Here is a 21,246-nt window from a genome sequence, read left to right on the forward strand (position 1 = left end):
TGAAAACAAGTCTTGGCAGGCTTATCTGCTAGGGCTTGTTTTTAATAGGTATCAATCCTCTTTGACACTAATTTTTGTTATAATAGGAGCAAAGCAAGAAAGAAGGTTTTGAGATGAGATTAACCACCTTAGGGTCTTGGGGAGCCTATCCCTATCAAGATGCAGGAACAACGTCTTATTTAGTCACAGGACATGATGGTTTTCAGTTATTGATGGATGCAGGAAGTAGAGCACTCAATGAACTCGAAAAAGAAATCAGTCCTTTAGACCTAGATGCGGTGATTATCAGCCATTATCATCCAGACCACGTGGCTGATTTAGGCGTGTTGCGCCACTATTTTCAACTTTATCCAGGTTACCTGTGGCAGCCTAAAGTATTGCCAATTTATGGGCATAATGAGGATAGACATGAATTTGCCAAACTTACTATTCCTGATGTTTCTGAAGGTAGAGCTTACAATGTGGCAGGCGTTGAAACCATAGGCCCCTTTGACATTACATTTATCAAGACAGTTCACCCGGTGGTTTGCTATGCCTTTCGTATTTTAGAAAGAGAGACTGGTCAGGTACTTGTCTTTACTGGAGACAGTGGTTACTTTGAGGGGCTTGCGGATTTTGCCAAGGGTGCTGACCTCTTCTTGGCAGACGTTTATCTCTATGAAGGAAATGAAAACCATATCGCCCATTTGACTAGTAAGGAAGCAGGTTTGATTGCCAGTCAGGCAGTCGTTAAGAAACTGGTCTTGACCCACATGCCCCCTATTCCGCCAGAAGGTATTGATCCGAAAAATCATTTAGAAGTATTGAGGCAAGAGACACAGGTCTATGCAGGTGATATTCCTGTTGACCTTGCTTTGCCACACAAGGCTTGGAACTTGGGGAGTCTTTCCTGATGCCATATAGTTTAGAAGAGCAAACTTATTTTATGCGAGAGGCCCTAAAAGAAGCTGAGAAGTCCCTCCAAAAAGCAGAAATTCCAATTGGCTGTGTCATTGTCAAAGATGGTGAGATTATTGGCCGAGGGCACAATGCGCGTGAAGAGCTTAACCAAGCTGTCATGCACGCAGAAATCATGGCTATTAATGAAGCCAATGCCAATCAAGGGAACTGGCGCTTATTAGACACTACTATGTTTGTGACCATCGAACCCTGTGTCATGTGCAGTGGAGCCATTGGGCTAGCAAGGATTCCGCATGTTATTTATGGGGCCAGCAATCAAAAATTTGGTGGAGCAGACAGTCTTTACCAGATATTGACAGATGAGCGCTTAAACCACCGTGTAGAGGTTGAACGAGGTCTGTTAGCAGAAGATTGCGCTAGAATCATGCAAACCTTCTTTAGACAAGGACGAGAACGTCAAAAAGAAGCTAAACGCCTGGCCAAAGAGCAAGAAACAGTGCTTGCTGATGACGAAACCTAACCATGTCAAAGAGACTTAGCCAATGCGTTTAAGCCTCTTTTCCATTCTAAAAGGTATGCTCAAGTCAGGCAACAGCAGCAGATGAACCTAATTAGTAGTTTACGTGTGATTGGTAAAAGAAATACTAAAGGTTTCTGCTAATAGACCATAGGAGAAACCGCTGTAATGTTCCCAATAGTGGCTAAAGAGGTTGTGGTACCTTGCTTGATTAGCTGCTAAGTCTGTGACCATCTGGTCATAATCTGCTTGGTTGGCAAATTGAAGGCTGACCTGCTCTTGCCCTTGCAACAATTGGCTTTTTAGGCTATTGAGAATGGCATTAGTATCAAAGCTAGTCATATAACTGTGGTTACGTTTGGCATAGATTAAAGTGTCATCTGTACATTTCGGAATGTTCCAAACCTGTTTAAAGGTTTCTTTAGCGTTAAAAGTAATGTCCGCGCTAGCTTGATGAGATAAGGACATGATTTGGTCGGGCAAGCAGAGAAAGCTATAATTGATAGTTGTTTGTTGCTGCTGAGACAGATGATTGTCAAACACAGGATCGCCCCAAGTAGCATCTACGCCATAATATTGTCCGTTGAGCTCAACAGCATTCCAAGCATGAGGAAAAGCTTCCTGTGTTTGGCGTGATGTTCCTGTTCCTCTAATGTAGGCGACAGGAATATTAGCCTTCTGGCAGAGAAATTGAAAGGCCTGAGCGTAACCATTACACACGGATAAATGATCAATAAAGACACTTTTAATGTCCTGGTTAGACGAAATTTGAGACTGGTCTCCGGATTGGTAAGCTTCAAAGGCTTTTTTATTGTAGTCCGTATCTTTAATAATCACCTCGTAAAAATATTTAATGCGTTCGTAGTCATCTCCGGTCGGCATCTTAGCAACAATATCGTCTCCAATGGCCTGTAAGTCTTGGTAAGTTTTTTGGGCGTCTTTTGGTAAAGGAAAGGTGACGAAGGCTGTTTGATCAGAAAGTTCAAACTGATAATCTGCAGAAGTAATCCAATAAAATTCGGGATTGTCCATCATAAAGGCATCAATGGTTTTAATTAAGCTTTTTTTAGAAGCAGGTAGCAAACTGATGACCTCACGAAATTGTGATAAGCTGTCATGCAAGGCAAGATAGTTTTCTTGCTCTGTCTTGGATAACTGCTGAAAATAATAATGTTGCCCTACTTGAGCGATGGCCTTTTGCCGTTTTTGCCCTGTCAATGCAGAAGCTTCTCTCTGATTGGAAGGTTTATTGACGAGCCCACAAGCAGACAAACTAACCATTATCAAACCAATAAATACTAAGACACTAAACTCTTTTTTCATACACTTCGTCCGCTCTAATCTAATCAGCTTTATTATAACATAGAGAAGGGGTGAAACGGGCGAAAGGGAAAGATTTCCAAAAAGGAAACATGATTTTCTGAAAGGGTCATAGGTTTCCTGCCTATTCCACCCCGCCTGTCCTAAAATAAGGCTGCCCTCACTTGAAGGTGATTTCTCTGTGTTGAAAGCTTGCAAACTGGAAACGATATGCTATAATAATAAATGGAGCAACACTTGTGCGTGAAGTGGGTCAGGGGAGGAATCCAGCAGCCCTAAGCGATTGTCGGGTGTGTGCTCTTTTTTTGTTGTAGCAGGTGTTCCGATTGGCTACTCCATTTGTATTGGGAGCTATTGCAGGCGGAGCTAATGAGACTGCTCGTAAAAAAGGACAGAGATGGTTCAAAATAATGTATCGTTTTATAATGAATTATTAGCATTATTATAGTAATAGCGCTTCAGATTGAAGAAAAAGTCCAGTTAGGACAATGTTTCTTCAATCTTTTTTGCTCCTCTAAAAAAGAAAAACTCCTGAAACACGACAACATAAGTGTTTCAAGAGTTGGTTGAAGTCATGATCATTAAATCATTTTCATCGACACCTTCTAAAAATAGAGTTTGTCTACGTTCTGTAGCACTATTATAGTATTAGCGCTTTTGACAGTATATCCACCTGTTTTTCGTGCTATCTATGAATCTGGTCGAGATTTTGGTCGTAGCATTGTGGGAGCTTTTTTCTCCTAATCTAGATGATTAGTCATAGCAAGTCCGTCTAGGGCTTGCTTTTTTAGTGTTCAAATGATTATAATTTTTATATAATGAGAGTAGGATATGTTAAGGAGATAGTATGAGAAAGTATTTACAAGTTAGGTTATACGAATTGTCCTATTATGTTGAGATTTTGATTTCCATTATATTGCTAGTGTCTTTATTGATTTTGACAGGTCATTTAGCCTTGATGCTGACGGGGATTTTTTCGATCAAGAGTGGTTTGGACACCTACTTGCAGAATTTTCTCAATCAGGCGATGAGTATCGCGATTGGGGTCGAGTTGATTAAGATGTTGAGTAAACACACTTCAGGTACCATCATTGAAGTGCTTTTGTTTGCCATTGCCCGTCAAATTGTGGTGGCGCATGGCTCTCCTATTGATTCGCTCCTGAGTGTCCTTGCTTTGACTATCTTGTTTGCAACTCGGAAATACCTCTTTACCAGCTTTGATGACACCTCTAGTGTGGTTGTCAGAGGCAGTCAGAAGGTAAAGGTAGCCAATGTGCTGGCGCGTGTCAATTTACCAGCAGCTAGCAAAGACGAATTAATGCGTGATTTGATGCTTCGTCATTTAGAAGTAGAGGATAAGCTCCCAACAATTGGGGCTTCCATTGCTTTTGCGGATGTGGCCTTACGCATTGATCACATGCACGAAGGAGTGATTACTCGGATTGAAATCATCAAGTCTCTCAAATAAGAAAATTCAAACGGCCATCAGGTCGTTTTTTAATAGGCAAACTAGGTTAGTAAATGATGGCCTTGTGTTATTTTTGCCAAAACAAAGGAAAGCTTATGGAAAAGAGTTTTAACAGATAAACACCCATTGCTCTTGTTTGTAGCTAGTCTAGAACCGTTAGTCTGGTTTTCTAAATAAACCTCGGTTCTATCAATCAATCCGATAGCCTAGCTACTAATCGTTGGATACAATCGCCTTTAGATGCTGTCTTTTGATTTTTCTGTATAATTTCAGAAACATCGAAAACAAAATGTTCTCCTTTAATAGATCAGTCTTAGAGAAAGCCACCCTAGCCTGTTTTTATAAGGTTGAAAACTTGAAAACCTTTTCAAAACCTCAGGCTTTTTCACAGGTGAAATCAGATAAAACCATTGAAATATTAGGTAGAAAAGGTTATCATACTAATGAAACTTAAAATTTTAAGGGAGTGAAACTCATGTCACATATTACATTTGATTATTCAAAAGTCCTCGAGTCATTTGCAGGACAACATGAAATTGATTTTTTACAAGGCCAAGTAACAGAAGCTGACAAGTTATTACGTGAAGGAACTGGACCAGGTTCAGATTTCTTGGGCTGGCTTGACCTTCCAGAAAACCACGACAAAGACGAATTTGCACGTATCTTGACTGCTGCTGAAAAGATTAAAGCAGACAGTGAAGTTCTTGTGGTTATTGGTATCGGTGGCTCATACCTTGGTGCCAAAGCTGCTATTGATTTCTTGAACAACCACTTTGCTAACTTACAAACTGCTAAAGAGCGTAAAGCGCCACAAATTCTTTATGCTGGAAACTCTATCTCATCAACTTACTTAGCTGATCTTGTAGAGTATGTCCAAGACAAAGAATTCTCAGTCAACGTGATTTCTAAGTCTGGTACAACTACTGAGCCGGCGATTGCCTTTCGTGTCTTCAAAGAACTTTTGGTTAAAAAATATGGCCAAGAAGAAGCTAACAAACGTATCTACGCTACAACAGACAAAGTTAAGGGGGCTGTTAAGGTAGAAGCTGACGCTAACAACTGGGAAACATTTGTGGTGCCAGACAACGTTGGTGGTCGTTTCTCAGTCTTGACTGCTGTTGGCTTGCTTCCAATTGCTGCATCAGGTGCAGACATCACAGCTCTTATGGAAGGTGCAAATGCAGCGCGTAAAGACCTTTCTTCAGACAAAATCTCTGAAAACATTGCATACCAATATGCTGCTGTTCGTAATGTGCTTTACCGCAAAGGCTACATCACTGAAATCTTGGCTAATTACGAACCATCTCTCCAATACTTTGGAGAATGGTGGAAACAATTAGCTGGTGAATCAGAAGGGAAAGATCAAAAAGGGATTTACCCAACTTCAGCTAACTTCTCAACAGACCTTCACTCACTTGGTCAATTTATCCAAGAAGGTTACCGTAACCTCTTTGAAACGGTTGTGCGTGTGGACAAACCTCGTAAAAACGTGATTATCCCTGAATTAGCAGAAGACCTTGACGGCCTTGGTTACCTTCAAGGTAAGGACGTTGATTTTGTTAATAAAAAAGCAACTGACGGTGTGCTTCTTGCACACACAGATGGCGGCGTGCCAAACATGTTTGTCACTCTTCCAGCTCAAGACGAATTTACCCTTGGTTACACTATTTACTTCTTCGAGCTTGCTATCGCCGTTTCAGGTTACATGAATGCTGTTAACCCATTTGACCAACCAGGTGTTGAAGCTTACAAACGTAACATGTTTGCGCTTCTTGGAAAACCAGGTTTTGAAGAATTATCAGCAGAGCTTAACGCTCGTCTCTAATCAACAGCTTGTTGCTAGGTCTTCCTTAAAGGGAGGCCTTTTTTGGGGGTAGAGCCATTCCTGTGGGAACTAACTGTGCTTTCCCTTTTTATGTTACTATACTATGATTAGTGACTGTTTTGAGGCTTGGTTCCAAAAAGTCTTGCTCCCCGCTTTAGATACATTGGTTGTCATTATGGACAAGGCAACGTTTCATAGGAGGAGTAGGCTAGAGGTCTTGTGTAAGGAGCAGGGACATAGACTTTTACCCCTTCCTCCGTACTCACCTGAGTATCATTTTATTGAGAAAATACGGACTCATATCAAAAACACCTCAGAAAAGTATTGCCAGAGCGATGCTGTTTTACTGCATTTAACTTAACCTTATCATTATATTTCATATAAAAACCCCTTCACTGGACTATCTAGCGAAAGGGGTACATATCAGTGTCTAAGAGGGGAGGTTCGAAAAGGTCTAGGGCTCAGCCAAAAGTTCTTCTAAGCGTTGTTGGTAGTGGTGCTGGCGCAAGGCTAAGATGGTTTTGACTAATTCTTCGCGCTGCTGTTGAATGCCATCCAAACTTAAGCCACACAAGCAAGTATCTTTGGCAAAACCATCTAGTTCTTTTAGGAAAGGCAAAAGCTTCTGACTGGTCACAATCAGATCAACAAGCTTGTCATAGTGATAAATGTTATCCGATAAGATATTGACCCGTGACAATTCAATCTTGTAAGAAGGAATGGTTGAAGTGATGAAGTTAGCAATAACGTCACCAACAGTTTCTTGACTTTCCACAATGGTAATAGCAATGGGAGCCAAAGAATTTTCCAAAGCTTGTTCCAGGTGCAGACACATCAGGTGTAAATGACCCGTGCTAATATTTCCCTGACGACCAGTATCGTCAAGCCAGTCTTTAATTAAGGTTTTGACTTTTTCTAGCAAGAGCATGTTGCCTTGATATTGATCAGAGTAGTAGCCGTCAAAGGTAATCAAGGTTTGCAAATTATAAAGGGTTCTTCTAAAAAATGGAATCAAACTAGGGATATGCTCAGTGATACTATAATGCTTACCCATAAGGGCCTGCAAGCGATCCATGAGTAGTTGGTAATCAGGATCTTCAGCAATCAAGCGATAGAGTTGCTCTCGATGTTCGGGTGTCCAGTAACCACTGAAAAAGGAATTATCAGTTGTTAAGTAAACCAAAAAGAGGTAATCGAAATCATCTAGTGAAAACCTGACACGGGTTCTGGTCTCAATTTCTGACATGGCATAGCGCTTGACCTCGCCAAAAATAGACAGGGTTTTGAAGTGCTCAAATAAGGTCAAATCAGGCAGGCTGACAGAGTAATTATGCCGTCGCCAAGACAACATCAATAAGACATCGAAAAAAAGAAATCGCTTGTCCAAAAAGGTAGAAGGCTTCAAATTCTTTTGCGTCGCAAAGATAAAGGCATGAATAGTCTCGATGTCCTCTGGTCTAATCTCATAAAGAACAATCCCGTATTCTTTATGCAGCAGGGCGATTAAATAGCGAATCCGAAATTCGTCTCCAACAACTGTATTATCAACGACATCTAGGCCAATTGTCTGTAAGTAGGCCTTTAATTTATGGATTAAACGATAGGCTTTTGATTGGGAAATGAATTGCTGGCGCGTGTAGGTCGCAATGGACTTGTTCTGACGATTATCTAGCAATAAAAATCTCAACATTTTTAACGTATCTGACAGGGCAAAGATATCGTAGAAAAAGCCTTCCTTTTTGTCCTTTAGCACTTCGCAATAAATATTAGACTTCACGAGCTCAACTCGTAAGTAGCCCTTGAACAAGGCATTTATCTGCCGAAAATACTGCTTAACCTTTTGAGCTGTTAAAGATGTTTGAAGGCATACCGACTCCAATGTCAGCTCTTTTTCCGTCAACAAAATAGCCAGCAAGACCTTTTGGTCAATAATGTCTGGCTCCAAGTAATGATCTAACAACGTAATTTCTCTCTCCTTAAATTAAATTGTATAATTCCTATATATTGTAGCTGAACTTTTCCAAAAGTCAACTAAAACAGCGCGAAAAAGCTGAAATAACGATGATGACAAAATTGACAATCAATGAAGCCAAAAAAGTCAGAAAAACAAACTCTACAAAGGTTCGAAAAAGAAAGCGAAATATCTAGGAAGCTATATAAAAGCACAAAATAAAGAAGATATGAAAAATATAACAATTAAAAACAATAAAATAAGGCGGCTGAGATTAGATAAAAAAACAATTCTTTTTTAGGCAGTAATATCAGAAATAAAGAGATTCGGATAAGCCGAAAGATGTGTTATGATCATTATTTGTTTCGACTTTGACAACGACAAACCAAAAGAAGAAAAATAGAACAGCCAAAAGCTGAGCCATCGAAAGTTAAGAAGTCCTTGCCTGCAGCAGGTGAAGCTGGACAAGCGGTACTCATTTTTGTGGGGGCAACGCTCGTCTTCTTATCCCTTTTGATGCTCTTCAGATGGAAGATGCGTAAAGCTTAAAAGACGTTTCCAAATATTAGTAAGCCAAGAGTCTCTTATCACCCTAACAAAAGGCTCTTACCAAAAGACTAGAATTGCAATAATCCTAGTCTTTTTTGGTTTGTTTAGCAGTTGGCTGAGCTCCCTTTATAATTGCCAGAAGCACAAAAATCCTGACTAGCTTACTAACTAATCAGGATGAAATAAGATTGGGCACCTAAGAGGATAGGTGCCCAGGAGATTTATGAAAAGGGAAAACAAGGGAAACCCATTCTCCCAACGGTTTTGGTAAACCGCTTTTTAGGATGGTTTTATTCTACAATAGAAAGCTTAAACTTTCCTTAAATCATTTTTTAGATTGCCTTTATTTTAATTGTTTTGCAGACAGTTTGATTTTGGTGGCCTAAAGTAGGCGATGAAAAGTCAATGAAAGCTTATAAATTTAAGCTTTTAAGCCTTCTTCTTCTGTCTTGTTTTAAGAGAAGTAACCTTGAATCTTTTTCCTACTTTATGTTATGATAGGGGCATGATAAAAAGAGATATACGGCAAGAAGTGCTGCAAGCCTTGCGAACCATGGATGTTGACCTCAAGTTAGCAAAAGATCAGGTTTTACTGGCTGATGTGATTAACAGCCCTGCTTATCAAGAAGCACAGACCCTTGCCAGCTATTTGGCTTTGCCAACGGAGTACGCTACCGATTTACTGATTCAGCAGGCACTTGCAGACGGCAAACGGGTGGTGGTTCCCAAGGTAATGGGAAAGGGGAAAATGATTTTTGTAGCCTACCAAGCTGACGATCTATCTTTGTCTTCCTTTGGAATTTTAGAGCCTACTAGCCAGGAGGAAGTTCCTAAATCGGCTATTGACTGCCTTCATGTGCCAGGTGTGGCCTTTAATGACCAAGGCTTTCGCATTGGTTATGGAGGTGGCTACTATGACCGCTACTTGGCAGACTATAAGGGTGCTACCTTTAGCACGGTTTATGATTGCCAAATGAAGGCATTTGTGCCAGATGCCCATGATATTGCTGTTCAGGAGGTTTATCTCAGATGACACGTTTTCTTAAGCAAGAGCCTATTACCATTTTCTTCTTGGCTATAACGACAATAGTTTTTATGGCCATGCAGTTGATTTATGGCCCTTTAGCCACTAGCTCTCAGGCGGTTTATCAGTTTGGTGGCATGCTTGGTCTTGTGGTCAAGGTCATGCCCAATCAGTTATGGCGACTGGTTACTCCTATTTTTATCCATATTGGATGGGGTCATTTTTTTGTTAATGCCCTGACCCTATATTTTGTCGGTCGTATGGCTGAAGAGATTTGGGGGTCGCGCCGCTTTCTCTTGCTCTATGTTTTTTCAGGAATTATGGGGAATGCTTTTACCATGTGGTTAACCCCAGACACGGTGGCTGCTGGAGCGTCAACGTCCTTGTTTGGTCTTTTTGCTGCCATTATGGTTTTGGGGGCTTTTGGAAATAATCAGGCTTTGAGAGAACTAGGGAAGTCTTACCAGACCTTGATTGTGGTTAATCTGCTTTTGAATGTATTTATGCCCAATGTGAGCATGGCAGGCCATGTTGGAGGCATTATTGGAGGCGCTCTGCTTGGCTTTGGCCTGTCAAACCGACTTCAAAAGCTAACGCTTGGAAAATCCCCAAAAGGGTTGGCACTGTTAGTTTACGGTCTTGTTTTAGGGGCTGTCTTAATGCTGGGCTTTTTATAAGACGAGTGTCAGGAAGTGGGGGGTAGCCCCTTTCTCAAACTTGCTGACAAGCGGGATAAATCAAGTTTATTTGCAAATCTAAGGATTTTGTCTTCAATCTTTTTTGCTCTTCTAAAAAAGAAAAACTCCTGAAACATGATAACGTAAGCGTTTCAAGAGTTAATTGACATCATGATCATTAAATCATTGTCATTGGCACCTTTTAAAAATAGTCTTTGTCTACATTCTGGAATTGGGGTTTCCCAATTCCTTTTTTGGTGTTTTAGTTTTTAGGGCCGTTTTTTTCCAATGTTTTTCCAAGTTTAATGATGTAATCTGTTAAATCGTCTTTGACTTGGGGGTGTTTCAAAGCATAATCAATAGAGGTTTTCATGAAACCAAATTTATCACCGACATCATACCGTTTGCCTTTGAATTCACGGGCAAAGACACGCTGGGTTTTATTGAGGGTGTCAATGGCATCGGTGAGTTGGACTTCGTTACCAGCCCCTGGTTCTTGCTTTTCCAAAATATCAAAAATTTCAGGGGTGAGCAGGTAGCGTCCAATGATGGCTAGGTCACTTGGGGCGTCCTCAGGTTGTGGTTTTTCCACAAAAGTATCCACGCTGTAAAGGCCTTTGACAGCTTTTCCTTGAGGGGCGATGACCCCATAGCTAGAAACGTCTTCGTGAGGGACTTTCATGACAGCGATAGTAGAAGCGTGGGTTTCGTCGTAATCGTCCATTAATTGTTTGGTTAGGGGTTTGACCTTTGGATCAGTAATATCCATCAAGTCATCCCCTAGCATGACCACAAAGGGTTCATTCCCAACGAAGGCTTTGGCCTGTAACACCGCATCTCCTAAACCTCTTGGGTGGCTCTGACGAATAAAATGAAGGTTAATAGATGTTGTTTCGTCCACTAACTTCAAGAGTTCTGTTTTACCCTTGGCTTGTAGGTTGTACTCTAATTCAAAGTTGGAATCAAAGTGGTCTTCGATAGACCGTTTGGCCTTACCAGTTACCACAAGAATTTCTTCAATCCCAGCCTTGAGGGCTTCTTCGACGATAAACTGAATGGTTGGTTTGTCAACGATTGGCAACATCTCTTTGGCAAGAGCTTTGGTGGCAGGTAAAAAACGTGTTCCCAGACCTGCTGCAGGAATAATGGCTTTTCTGACTTTGGTCATCAGTAACTCCTTATGTTTAATCATTGATGGCTTAATGCCATTCATTTTCAGAACGGAATTCGTTGGACATCATACCGAGGATGCTTTCTTTGATGTCAGCTCCTTCGTAAATGGACTTATAAATAGCTGTTGTGATTGGCATGTAAACACCCAATTCTTGGGCAATCTCATAGGCTACCTTTGTAGTGGAAATCCCTTCGATAACCATGCCCATATTGCGCTCAATGTCTTCGAGTTTTTCTCCACGGCCAAGAGCATCACCAGCACGCCAGTTGCGAGAGTGAATGGAGGTACCTGTTACAATCAAATCCCCCACACCTGATAGACCACTGTAAGTTAGAGGGTCAGCCCCAAGTTTGACACCGAGGCGTGTGATTTCAGCAAGTCCACGGGTAATAACGGCTGCCTTGGCATTGTCACCGTAACCTAGTCCATGAAGGGCACCGGCTCCCACGGCAATAATATTTTTGAGGGCGCCAGCTGTTTCGACACCAACCACATCAGTATTAGTGTAGAGACGGAAGTAGTGGTTGCTAAAGAGGGACTGGACATATTTTGCAGTTTCAATATCTTTGGAAGCGGCTGTGATCAGGGTAATGTCACGAACAATGGTTTCTTCGGCATGGCTAGGTCCTGACACAACGACAATCTCGCTGCGGAGGTCAGCGGGAATTTCTTCTTCTAAAATGGTTGAGAGACGTTCATGTGTTTCAGGTTCTAATCCTTTGGACGCATGCATGACCACCACTTTGTGGTCGAGAGCTTTAGCCACTTGCTTAGCGACTAGGCGTGTAACCTTGGTTGGGACAACAAAAAGCACCGCATCCGCATCTGCTAGGGCTTCTGTCAAATCAAGGGTAGCCTTGATCTTTTCATCTAAAACAATGTCTTTAAAATAGTGCTTATTAGTGTGTTTGGTATTGATTTCCTCGATTTGAGCAGGAATATTTCCCCACAAGCGCACCTCGTGGCCGTTATCATTCAGCACCTGTGATAGGGCAGTACCCCACGAACCAGGTCCTAAAATCGCTACTTTTTGTTTTGCCATTCTAAATTCTCCTTTAAGAGCTAGTCACCTTATTATATCATAAGAAGAATGGTAACTCTATCAGAAAAGGTACGGTGTCCTACCACCTGATTAGAAGTTATCAAAGAGTCATTCTGACACGTTACTGGGAGGCAATAGGTTTCTTGAAGGTGTGAGGAGTTGTCTTTGCAAAAAGCTATCCTGAAGTTCTTGTGGATTGGGAAGAGGAACACGATTTTTAAAATTCAAGACATTTTAATTGACAATAGTTATCAAGAGAACTAAAATACTTATCATGGAAACTATCAAGGAGGAAAGAAATGTCACGAGTAATTGCAGATTTGCGCGAATTAACGCATCAGATTGAGCAAATTAGCGATGAAATTGCTAGGAAATACAATTTGGAACATTTAGCAGGTCCTCAGGGACATGTGTTGGTTTTTCTATCCAAACATCAAGATCAGGAAATCTTTGTCAAGGATATTGAAAAAGAACTGCAGATTTCAAAATCGGTCACTAGCAATTTAGTCAAGCGCATGGTCAAAAACGGCTTTATCCAAGTACTTCCCTCGCAGGCTGACAAGCGCTATAAACAAATTGTTTTGGCTCAGGCGGGTAAGGATAAATTACCCTTGCTTCAAGAATGTCGTAAGGATATTGAACATTATTTTTTTAAGGAAATTACGAGAGAAGAGTTGCTGACAGTCAAAAAGGTGATTCAGCAGCTCAAGCAAAATATGCTAACTTACAAAGGAGAGAACAATGCTTAAAGAGGCAATCCTGCGTTACAAATGGTACGTTTTAGGCTCGCTACTGATGATTATTGGGGTGGTTGCGAGTAGTCTGTTACAACCTCATTATTTAAAAGATGTGTTAAGTGCCGTTATTCAAAATAACCAAGATAAGATTTATGATGTGGGGAGGTTGTTGCTTATCATTGCCCTTGTGGGCTTGGTTTCTGGAACCCTTAATACGGTTTTATCAGCTAAGATTGCTCAAGGGGTTTCAGCTGATATTCGTGAGAAGACTTTCCGAAAAATTCAGAGTTTTTCTTATGCCAATGTCGAGGCATTTAATGCTGGGAATCTTGTCGTTCGGATGACCAATGATATTACTCAAATTCAAAATTTGGTGATGATGCTGTTTCAGGTTCTCCTTCGATTGCCAATTCTCTTTATGGGCTCTTTTATTATGGCAGTGCAGACCTTACCTGACTTGTGGTGGGTCATTGTGCTGATGGTCATTTTAATTGGGATAATCATGGCTTTGGTCATGAGTCAGATGGGACCACGTTTTGGGAAATTCCAAAAATTGATGGACAAGATTAATCGTATTGCCAAGGAAAACCTTCGCGGGGTGCGTGTGGTTAAATCCTTTGTGCAAGAACGGGAACAATATGCCAAATTTAAAGAAGCTTCTAAAGAACTATTGGACTTGAATCTTTTTATCGGCTATGGCTTTTCGTTGATGCAACCAACTTTGATGTTAGTATCTTATTTGGCAGTTTATGTATCCATCTACATGGTTTCTGGCATGGTTGAAACAGACCCAGCAGTTATTGGAAATATTGCTTCCTTTATGACTTATATGATGCAAATCATGTTTTCAATTATCATGGTTGGCTTTATGGGCATGCAAGCCAGTCGTGCCTTTGTTTCTATTGGTCGTATCAAAGAAGTGCTCAATACTGAGCCAGCCATGACCTTTGAAACTGATCAAGAAGAAGAGGTTTCAGGTAGTATTGTGTTTGAGGATGTGAGCTTTACCTATCCTAATGATGATGAACCGACCTTGCACCATATTTCCTTTAGCATTGAACCTGGTCAAATGATTGGCGTTGTGGGGGCTACTGGGGCTGGAAAGTCAACACTGGCACAGCTTATTCCTCGCTTGTTTGACCCACAAGAAGGTCAAATTTTGCTGGGAGGCAAACCGATTACATCTCTTAGTCAAGCGACTCTTCGTCAGACGGTTTCGATTGTGTTGCAAAAGGCTATTCTCTTTTCAGGAACTATTGCGGACAACCTTCGCCAGGGGTCAGCGACTGCAGATGATTATGCCATGGAACGGGCAGCACGTATTGCGCAGGCCATGGAATTTATTGACCGCATGGATGGTCGCTATGAGAGCCAAGTTGAAGAACGAGGCAACAACTTTTCTGGTGGGCAAAAACAACGGATGTCGATTGCGCGTGGTGTCATTAACCAGCCTAAGATTCTTGTTTTAGACGATTCAACGTCTGCCTTGGATGCCAAGTCAGAAAAATTGGTACAAGAAGCCTTAAACAAGGAATTGAAAGGCACAACGACCGTTATTATTGCCCAAAAGATTTCTTCAGTGGTGAAGGCTGATAAGATTTTAGTTCTTGATCAGGGTCAGCTGCTTGGCGAAGGAACTCATGCTGAATTGTTAGCCAATAATGCGGTTTATCGTGAAATTTATGACACACAAAAAGGTAAGGAGGAAGACTAATGAAGGTAGCACGTTTTTTCTGGTTTTATTTTAAGCGTTATCGGTTATCATTTGTTGTGATTGCTGTTGCTATTATTCTGGCAACTTATTTGCAGGTCAAAGCGCCTGTCTTCTTAGGCGAGTCCTTGACCGAATTAGGTAAAATCGGTCAGGCTTACTACGTTGCTAAGATGAGTGGTCAGACACACTTTAGTCCTGATTTGTCAGCCTTTCATGCGGTGATGTTCAAGTTGTTGATGGCCTACATCTTTACGGTCTTAGCCAATTTGATTTACAGTTTCTTGTTTACACGTATTGTGGCCCATTCGACCAATCGTATGCGCAAGGGGTTGTTTGGTAAATTAGAACGATTAACGGTCGCCTTTTTTGACCGTCATAAAGATGGGGATATTCTTTCTCGTTTCACTAGTGATTTGGATAATATTCAAAACTCGCTTAACCAATCCTTGGTTCAAGTAGTGACGAATATCGCCCTTTACATCGGCCTGGTTTGGATGATGTTTAGGCAAGATAGTCGCTTAGCTTTGTTAACCATGGCTTCAACACCAGTTGCTCTTATTTTCCTAGTCATTATCATTCGTTTGGCAAGAAAATACACCAATATCCAACAGCAAGAGGTTAGTGCCTTGAATGCTTACATGGATGAAAAGATTTCTGGCCAAAAGGCGATTATCGTACAGGGTGTTCAAGAAGAAACCGTTGCAGGTTTTTTGGAACACAATGAGAAGGTTCGGCAGGCAACCTTTAAAGGTCGTCTGTTCTCAGGACTGTTGTTCCCAGTCATGAATGGTATGAGCCTTGTTAACACGGCTATCGTGATTTTTGTTGGCTCAACAATTGTCCTCAATGACAAATCCATGCCAGCAGCTGTAGCTCTTGGTTTGGTAGTAACCTTTGTTCAATATTCACAACAATATTACCAACCCATGATGCAAATTGCTTCTAGTTGGGGAGAATTGCAGTTGGCCTTTACGGGTGCCCATCGTATTCAAGAAATGTTTGATGAGACCGAGGAAGTTCGTCCACAAAATGCACCAGCATTCACCAACCTAAAAGAAGCAGTGGCCATCAACCACGTTGATTTTGGTTACCTTCCTGGTCAAAAAGTCTTATCAGATGTGTCTATCGTGGCACCCAAGGGCAAAATGATTGCCGTGGTTGGACCGACAGGTTCTGGAAAGACCACTATTATGAACTTGATTAACCGTTTCTACGATGTGGATGCAGGTTCGATTACCTTTGATGGTCGTGATATTCGTGACTACGATTTGGATAGTCTTCGTCAGAAGGTTGGGATTGTGTTGCAAGAGTCAGTTCTTTTTTCAGGAACCATTGCCGATAATATTCGTTTTGGTGATCAGACCATTAGTCAAGACATGGTTGAAACCGCTGCGCGTGCAACCCATATTCATGATTTTATCATGTCCTTGCCAGAAGGGTACAATACCTATGTCTCAGATGATGACAATGTCTTTTCAACAGGTCAAAAGCAGTTAATTTCCATTGCCAGAACCCTACTTACCGATCCTGAAGTCTTAATTTTGGATGAAGCTACTTCAAATGTTGATACGGTTACCGAAAGTAAAATTCAACGGGCCATGGAAGCTATCGTGGCAGGTCGAACCAGCTTTGTCATTGCTCACCGACTCAAAACCATTTTAAATGCCGATCAAATTATTGTTCTCAAAGATGGTAAAGTTATTGAGCAAGGAAATCATCATGAGTTATTGCATCAAAAAGGTTTCTATGCCGAATTGTATCACAATCAATTCGTCTTTGAATAGATGGCATCGACTCCGCTTCTTAGCGGAGTTTTTTGGTGATCGATCAGTAGTCAAGTTTTCTTGATTGATATGGTATAATAGCAAGCAAGAGAAAAAACAACTAGAAAGTAGCAAAAATGATTGATTTACAAGAGATTCTCGCTAAAATGAATCCCAATCAAAAGATAAATTATGACAGGGTCATGCAGCAGATGACCAAGGTTTGGGCTAAGGAATCCGTGCGCCCCAGTATTTTAATGCACGTCTGCTGCGCCCCATGTTCTACTTATACTCTAGAATACCTGACGCAGTTTGCTGACATTACGGTTTACTTTGCCAATTCTAATATACACCCTAAGGACGAATACCATCGCAGAGCTTATGTGACACAACAGTTTGTCTCCGAATTCAATGCTAAAACAGGCAACACCGTTCAGTTTCTCGAAGCCGACTATGTCCCCAATGAGTACGTTCGACAAGTGCGAGGTTTAGAAGAGGAGCCAGAGGGCGGTGATCGTTGCCGTGTTTGCTTCGATTACCGTTTAGACAAGACCGCTCAAAAAGCAGTGGAACTTGGTTTTGACTACTTTGCTAGTGCCCTAACCATCAGTCCTCATAAAAATTCACAAACCATTAACGATGTGGGTATTGATGTGCAAAAGGTTTACACCACCAAATACCTGCCAAGTGATTTCAAGAAAAACAACGGTTATCGTAGATCCGTTGAAATGTGTGAGGAGTATGATATTTACCGCCAGTGTTATTGTGGCTGTGTCTACGCTGCCAAAATGCAGGGCATTGACTTGGTTCAAGTGAAAAAAGATGCCAAAGCTTTTATGGCAGACAAAGATTTGGACAAGGATTTTCCCCACATTCGTTTTAGTTATCGCGGGGAGGAGATGTGACAGTATCCTTAAAAGTGGTTCCTTCAAAAATGACCGCTTTTTTGCTATTCTTTTACGAATATTCTATAATAAGAGGATATGATTGACTTGAAAGGATATGAAACAATGACCAAGATTCGTGGGTTTGAGCTTGTATCAGGCTTTACCAATAAGGACCTATTACCAAAACGTGAGACAGCGCATGCAGCTGGTTATGACTTGTCTGTTGCTGAAGAGGTGACTATTGCGCCAGGAGAAATTAAGCTAGTAGCAACGGGAGTGAAAGCCTATATGCAAGATGGCGAGGTACTTTACCTCTATGACCGTTCGTCAAATCCTCGGAAAAAAGGCTTGGTCTTGATTAACTCCGTTGGGGTGATTGATGGGGATTACTATGGCAATGAAGCCAATGAGGGGCATATTTTTGCGCAGATGCAAAACATTACAGACCAGCCGGTTACATTGGTAGTCGGCGAACGTATTGTTCAAGGTGTTTTCATGCCCTTTTTGATTGCTGATGGTGATCAAGCCAGCGGTGAACGAACAGGTGGCTTTGGTTCAACAGGCAAATAAGGGAACTGTCTTATAGTTACTAGTCAGGGGTTAAGGGGACTTTGAATGCCTCGCCACCTTAACAGCCTGCTGTTTTTATTGAGGGAGGGAGATTACCATAGCAAAGAAAAAAGCGACCTTCATTTGTCAAGAGTGTGGCTACCAGTCACCCAAATATTTAGGGCGCTGTCCAAACTGTTCAGCCTGGTCTTCTTTTGTGGAAGAAGTAGAGGTCAAAGAAGTCAAAAATGCTCGTGTTAGTTTGACAGGTGAGAAGAGTAAACCTATTAAACTAAAAGATGTGGACAATATCAGCTATCATCGGACACAGACCGATATGGCAGAATTTAATCGTGTTCTCGGTGGCGGTGTCGTTCCAGGAAGTTTGGTCTTAATCGGTGGCGATCCAGGTATTGGAAAATCCACCTTGCTCTTGCAGGTATCCACCCAGCTAGCCAATAAGGGAACCGTTCTCTATGTCTCCGGGGAAGAATCAGCAGAGCAGATTAAACTGCGCAGTGAGCGCTTGGGGGATATTGACAATGAATTTTACCTCTATGCTGAGACTAATATGCAGGCTATTCGATCAGAAGTTGAAAACTTGCAGCCAGATTTCTTGATTATTGATTCTATTCAAACCATTATGAGTCCTGAGATTACAGGTGTTCAAGGATCAGTTAGTCAGGTGAGAGAAGTCACTGCCGAATTGATGCAGTTGGCAAAGACCAATAATATTGCAACCTTTATTGTGGGGCATGTCACCAAGGAAGGGACTTTGGCAGGACCTCGTATGTTAGAACACATGGTGGACACCGTTCTCTACTTTGAGGGGGAAAGGCATCATACTTTTCGTATTTTGCGGGCTGTGAAAAATCGCTTTGGCTCTACGAATGAGATTGGTATTTTTGAAATGCAGTCAGCCGGACTTGTTGAGGTTCTAAATCCAAGTCAAGTCTTTCTTGAAGAGCGTTTAGATGGTGCCACAGGTTCAGCCATCGTGGTAACCATGGAAGGCAGCCGACCGATTTTAGCGGAGGTTCAATCTTTGGTAACACCATCTATTTTTGGCAATGCTAGACGAACCACAACTGGACTTGATTTCAATCGTGTAAGCCTCATTATGGCAGTCTTAGAAAAACGCTGTGGGCTTCTTTTACAAAATCAAGATGCCTACCTTAAATCAGCTGGTGGTGTCAAATTGGATGAGCCTGCTATTGATTTGGCAGTCGCTGTGGCCATTGCTTCTAGTTACAAGGAAAAACCAACTAGCCCGCAAGAAGCTTTCTTAGGCGAGATTGGGTTAACAGGTGAGATTCGGCGAGTGACCCGTATTGAGCAACGGATTAATGAAGCAACTAAGCTAGGCTTTACTAAAATCTACGCCCCTAAAAATGCTCTGCAAGGGATTGCTATTCCAAAAGGAATTGCTGTGGTTGGGGTGACTACCGTTGGCCAAGTGTTAAAAGCCGTTTTTGGCTAAGGTTAAATAGGTAAGAGCAAAGCAAGCAAGGAAAGTGTCGTCATTAAGAAGTCGTTTAGAGGGGATTTTTAACATTTACGACCATTCTTTTTATGTTGAGTTGCTGATCCAGCTATTTTTCATAAAAGATGTTAAGATAAGATAAACTAACAGCTAAACTGGCTTTGCTGTTTTTCAAAAGGAGTTTATTGATGTCTTACTTTGACCATTTTTTATCGGCTAATAAGGCTTATGTAGCCTTACATGGCACTGCTCATTTACCTTTGAAACCTAAAATGCGGGTGGCTATTGTGACTTGCATGGATTCACGGCTACATGTGGCCCAAGCTCTGGGACTGGCCCTAGGAGATGCTCATATTTTGCGAAATGCGGGTGGGCGCGTGACAGACGATATGATTCGTTCACTGGTTATCTCTCAGCAGCAAATGGGAACTCGTGAAATTGTGGTCTTACATCATACAGATTGTGGGGCGCAAACCTTCACCAATGAAAGCTTTGCCAAGCAGCTTCGAGATAGTTTAGGCGTTGAGGTTGGCGACAAAGATTTTCTGCCCTTTACAGATGTGGAAGCCAGTGTTCGTGAAGATATGGCTATTTTGCGCCAATCTCCCTTGATTCCAGATGATGTGGTGATTAATGGCGCTGTCTATGATGTGGATACAGGACGTATGATCTCAGTGGTGTAAGTGGCTCCTCTCATTTAAAAAGTCCATCAGCTGCTTTGATCAGCTATTTTCAACAGGTCAATTTTCCTAAGGGATACGTAGGTTATTAGTGGACAGCAGTTTGAAAAAGGACTATACTGTTTGTATGAATAGCATCATACAAAGGAGATGACAATGGCAGATAATCGCATGAAGTACCGGATAGACAGTAATATGCAGTTTCCTCTGGTGGAAATTGAGTTAGAGGCAGGAGAATCAGTTTTTCTTCAGCAAGGGAGCATGGTTTATCATACCCCTTCTGTGGGTCTCACCACTAGCCTGAACAGTCGTGGGTCAGGGCTAGGGAAATTAGTGGGCGCTATTGGACGTTCTATGGTTTCAGGTGAGTCCATGTTTGTAACAAAGGCGCTTGCCAATGATGAGCATGGCAAGCTTGCTTTAGCCCCCTCTATGCCAGGTCAGGTCATGGCCTTAGACTTGGGAATCAACCAATATTGCCTAAATGATGGTGCCTTTCTAGCTTTGGATGGCTCCGCCCATTATACAATGAGACGACAATCAGTAGGTAAGGCTCTTTTTGGTGGCCAAGGTGGTCTCTTTGTTATGTCAACGCAAGGTGAGGGCACTTTACTGGCTAATGCCTTTGGTTCTATCAAAAAAATAAGTTTACGAGAAGACAGCATCACTATTGATAATGCCCATGTGGTGGCCTGGAGTCAAGAGTTGGATTATGATATCCATTTGGAAAATGGCTTTCTGCAGTCCATTGGTACTGGAGAAGGTATTGTAAATACCTTTAGAGGAACTGGTGATATTTATGTGCAAAGTTTGAATGTGGAACAATTTGCAGCAGTTCTCAAACCTTTTTTACCTTTAGCAACTAACCATTAACCAACGAAGCTCCTTTAAGGGGCTTTTTTGCTGGGAAGTTAGTGAAAGGCAGGTATTAAATGACATCTAAAGCATCCTCTCTCCTTTGTTTGAGGTGTTGTTTGAAACCACTT

General features: G+C 41.6%; 19 protein-coding genes, 1 other RNA gene and 1 pseudogene. 17 read left to right on the forward strand and 4 right to left on the reverse strand.

The window, feature by feature from the left end; genetic code table 11:
• Positions 1-113: 113 nt before the first annotated feature.
• Complete coding sequence (locus tag EL097_RS04015) at positions 114-893, forward strand: MBL fold metallo-hydrolase (RefSeq protein ID WP_003045535.1); 780 nt, start codon at positions 114-116, stop codon at positions 891-893.
• On the forward strand, positions 893-1,420 hold the full coding sequence (gene tadA, locus EL097_RS04020; protein ID WP_003045533.1) for a tRNA adenosine(34) deaminase TadA: 528 nt from the start codon (positions 893-895) through the stop codon (positions 1,418-1,420). Before EL097_RS04015 ends, tadA begins: the two co-directional genes overlap by 1 nt.
• 99 nt (positions 1,421-1,519) lie before the next feature.
• Here the strand turns inward: tadA and EL097_RS04025 are convergent, their stop codons facing one another.
• On the reverse strand, positions 1,520-2,740 hold the full coding sequence (locus EL097_RS04025) for a transglutaminase domain-containing protein (protein WP_003045531.1): 1,221 nt from the start codon (positions 2,738-2,740) through the stop codon (positions 1,520-1,522).
• Positions 2,741-2,954: 214 nt separating this feature from the next.
• On the opposite strand from EL097_RS04025, the gene ffs reads away from it, so the two are divergent.
• The 4 genes and pseudogenes from ffs to EL097_RS04045 all read left to right on the forward strand — a co-directional run.
• Positions 2,955-3,053, forward strand: an RNA gene (gene ffs / locus EL097_RS04030) — signal recognition particle sRNA small type.
• A gap of 531 nt (positions 3,054-3,584) precedes the next feature.
• Positions 3,585-4,205 carry a hypothetical protein gene (locus tag EL097_RS04035; protein WP_003045529.1) on the forward strand — a complete coding sequence of 207 codons (621 nt, stop codon included), beginning with the start codon at positions 3,585-3,587 and terminating at the stop codon, positions 4,203-4,205.
• A 475-nt stretch (positions 4,206-4,680) separates the two neighbouring features.
• Positions 4,681-6,030, forward strand: a complete 1,350-nt coding sequence (locus EL097_RS04040; protein ID WP_003045524.1) for a glucose-6-phosphate isomerase — start codon at positions 4,681-4,683, stop codon at positions 6,028-6,030.
• A 100-nt stretch (positions 6,031-6,130) separates the two neighbouring features.
• Positions 6,131-6,414 (forward strand): annotated as a pseudogene (locus tag EL097_RS04045) (transposase); the annotation flags it as partial.
• Between the two features lie 70 nt (positions 6,415-6,484).
• On the opposite strand, the gene EL097_RS04050 reads toward EL097_RS04045, so the two are convergent.
• Positions 6,485-7,990 (reverse strand): helix-turn-helix domain-containing protein, encoded by a 1,506-nt coding sequence (locus EL097_RS04050; RefSeq protein ID WP_003045520.1) that lies wholly within the window; start codon positions 7,988-7,990, stop codon positions 6,485-6,487.
• Between the two features lie 390 nt (positions 7,991-8,380).
• Between EL097_RS04050 and EL097_RS11195 the strand changes: the two genes are divergently transcribed.
• The 3 genes from EL097_RS11195 to EL097_RS04065 all read left to right on the forward strand — a co-directional run bounded on the left by EL097_RS11195 (position 8,381) and on the right by EL097_RS04065 (position 10,231).
• Positions 8,381-8,530 carry an LPXTG cell wall anchor domain-containing protein gene (locus tag EL097_RS11195; RefSeq protein ID WP_081587247.1) on the forward strand — a complete coding sequence of 50 codons (150 nt, stop codon included), beginning with the start codon at positions 8,381-8,383 and terminating at the stop codon, positions 8,528-8,530.
• 505 nt (positions 8,531-9,035) lie between these two features.
• Positions 9,036-9,563 carry a 5-formyltetrahydrofolate cyclo-ligase gene (locus EL097_RS04060; RefSeq protein WP_039994714.1) on the forward strand — a complete coding sequence of 176 codons (528 nt, stop codon included), beginning with the start codon at positions 9,036-9,038 and terminating at the stop codon, positions 9,561-9,563.
• A complete protein-coding gene (locus EL097_RS04065) occupies positions 9,560-10,231 on the forward strand; it encodes a rhomboid family intramembrane serine protease (RefSeq protein ID WP_003045516.1) in 672 nt (223 codons plus the stop codon). Before EL097_RS04060 ends, EL097_RS04065 begins: the two co-directional genes overlap by 4 nt.
• Positions 10,232-10,493: 262 nt before the next feature.
• Here the strand turns inward: EL097_RS04065 and galU are convergent, their stop codons facing one another.
• Together galU and EL097_RS04075 are read right to left on the reverse strand one after the other, a co-directional pair.
• Positions 10,494-11,399: a UTP--glucose-1-phosphate uridylyltransferase GalU gene (galU, locus tag EL097_RS04070; protein ID WP_003045515.1), complete on the reverse strand. Its 906-nt coding sequence runs from the start codon at positions 11,397-11,399 to the stop codon at positions 10,494-10,496.
• A gap of 31 nt (positions 11,400-11,430) precedes the next feature.
• The gene (locus EL097_RS04075; protein WP_003045513.1) at positions 11,431-12,447 is read right to left on the reverse strand and encodes an NAD(P)H-dependent glycerol-3-phosphate dehydrogenase; all 1,017 of its coding nucleotides are present in this window, start codon (positions 12,445-12,447) and stop codon (positions 11,431-11,433) included.
• A 299-nt stretch (positions 12,448-12,746) separates the two neighbouring features.
• Between EL097_RS04075 and EL097_RS04080 the strand changes: the two genes are divergently transcribed.
• The 8 genes from EL097_RS04080 to EL097_RS04115 all read left to right on the forward strand — a co-directional run bounded on the left by EL097_RS04080 (position 12,747) and on the right by EL097_RS04115 (position 21,133).
• A complete protein-coding gene (locus EL097_RS04080) occupies positions 12,747-13,196 on the forward strand; it encodes a MarR family winged helix-turn-helix transcriptional regulator (protein ID WP_003045511.1) in 450 nt (149 codons plus the stop codon).
• Positions 13,189-14,898, forward strand: a complete 1,710-nt coding sequence (locus EL097_RS04085; RefSeq protein WP_003045509.1) for an ABC transporter ATP-binding protein — start codon at positions 13,189-13,191, stop codon at positions 14,896-14,898. Before EL097_RS04080 ends, EL097_RS04085 begins: the two co-directional genes overlap by 8 nt.
• Positions 14,898-16,682 (forward strand): ABC transporter ATP-binding protein, encoded by a 1,785-nt coding sequence (locus EL097_RS04090; RefSeq protein WP_003045507.1) that lies wholly within the window; start codon positions 14,898-14,900, stop codon positions 16,680-16,682. Before EL097_RS04085 ends, EL097_RS04090 begins: the two co-directional genes overlap by 1 nt.
• A gap of 116 nt (positions 16,683-16,798) precedes the next feature.
• On the forward strand, positions 16,799-17,566 hold the full coding sequence (locus tag EL097_RS04095) for an epoxyqueuosine reductase QueH (RefSeq protein WP_003045505.1): 768 nt from the start codon (positions 16,799-16,801) through the stop codon (positions 17,564-17,566).
• Between the two features lie 105 nt (positions 17,567-17,671).
• Positions 17,672-18,118: a dUTP diphosphatase gene (locus tag EL097_RS04100; RefSeq protein ID WP_003045504.1), complete on the forward strand. Its 447-nt coding sequence runs from the start codon at positions 17,672-17,674 to the stop codon at positions 18,116-18,118.
• A 97-nt stretch (positions 18,119-18,215) separates the two neighbouring features.
• Entirely contained in the window at positions 18,216-19,577 is a 1,362-nt protein-coding gene (radA, locus tag EL097_RS04105) for a DNA repair protein RadA (RefSeq protein ID WP_099983187.1), read from the forward strand.
• A 191-nt stretch (positions 19,578-19,768) separates the two neighbouring features.
• Positions 19,769-20,263 (forward strand): beta-class carbonic anhydrase, encoded by a 495-nt coding sequence (locus EL097_RS04110; protein WP_003045500.1) that lies wholly within the window; start codon positions 19,769-19,771, stop codon positions 20,261-20,263.
• 153 nt (positions 20,264-20,416) lie between these two features.
• Complete coding sequence (locus EL097_RS04115) at positions 20,417-21,133, forward strand: TIGR00266 family protein (protein WP_003045499.1); 717 nt, start codon at positions 20,417-20,419, stop codon at positions 21,131-21,133.
• The last annotated feature ends 113 nt before the right edge of the window (positions 21,134-21,246 follow it).

Source organism: Streptococcus canis, assembly GCF_900636575.1.
Lineage (GTDB): Bacteria > Bacillota > Bacilli > Lactobacillales > Streptococcaceae > Streptococcus > Streptococcus canis.

Bases quoted from the DNA above. Each gene is read 5' to 3' on its own strand.
- EL097_RS04015 (WP_003045535.1), top strand. From the start codon at position 114: ATGAGATTAACCACCTTAGGGTCTTGGGGAGCCTATCCCTATCAAGAT.
- tadA (WP_003045533.1), top strand. From the start codon at position 893: ATGCCATATAGTTTAGAAGAGCAAACTTATTTTATGCGAGAGGCCCTA.
- EL097_RS04025 (WP_003045531.1), bottom strand. From the start codon at position 2,740: ATGAAAAAAGAGTTTAGTGTCTTAGTATTTATTGGTTTGATAATGGTT.
- EL097_RS04035 (WP_003045529.1), top strand. From the start codon at position 3,585: ATGAGAAAGTATTTACAAGTTAGGTTATACGAATTGTCCTATTATGTT.
- EL097_RS04040 (WP_003045524.1), top strand. From the start codon at position 4,681: ATGTCACATATTACATTTGATTATTCAAAAGTCCTCGAGTCATTTGCA.
- EL097_RS04060 (WP_039994714.1), top strand. From the start codon at position 9,036: ATGATAAAAAGAGATATACGGCAAGAAGTGCTGCAAGCCTTGCGAACC.
- EL097_RS04065 (WP_003045516.1), top strand. From the start codon at position 9,560: ATGACACGTTTTCTTAAGCAAGAGCCTATTACCATTTTCTTCTTGGCT.
- galU (WP_003045515.1), bottom strand. From the start codon at position 11,399: ATGACCAAAGTCAGAAAAGCCATTATTCCTGCAGCAGGTCTGGGAACA.
- EL097_RS04075 (WP_003045513.1), bottom strand. From the start codon at position 12,447: ATGGCAAAACAAAAAGTAGCGATTTTAGGACCTGGTTCGTGGGGTACT.
- EL097_RS04080 (WP_003045511.1), top strand. From the start codon at position 12,747: ATGTCACGAGTAATTGCAGATTTGCGCGAATTAACGCATCAGATTGAG.
- EL097_RS04085 (WP_003045509.1), top strand. From the start codon at position 13,189: ATGCTTAAAGAGGCAATCCTGCGTTACAAATGGTACGTTTTAGGCTCG.
- EL097_RS04090 (WP_003045507.1), top strand. From the start codon at position 14,898: ATGAAGGTAGCACGTTTTTTCTGGTTTTATTTTAAGCGTTATCGGTTA.
- EL097_RS04095 (WP_003045505.1), top strand. From the start codon at position 16,799: ATGATTGATTTACAAGAGATTCTCGCTAAAATGAATCCCAATCAAAAG.
- EL097_RS04100 (WP_003045504.1), top strand. From the start codon at position 17,672: ATGACCAAGATTCGTGGGTTTGAGCTTGTATCAGGCTTTACCAATAAG.
- EL097_RS04110 (WP_003045500.1), top strand. From the start codon at position 19,769: ATGTCTTACTTTGACCATTTTTTATCGGCTAATAAGGCTTATGTAGCC.
- EL097_RS04115 (WP_003045499.1), top strand. From the start codon at position 20,417: ATGGCAGATAATCGCATGAAGTACCGGATAGACAGTAATATGCAGTTT.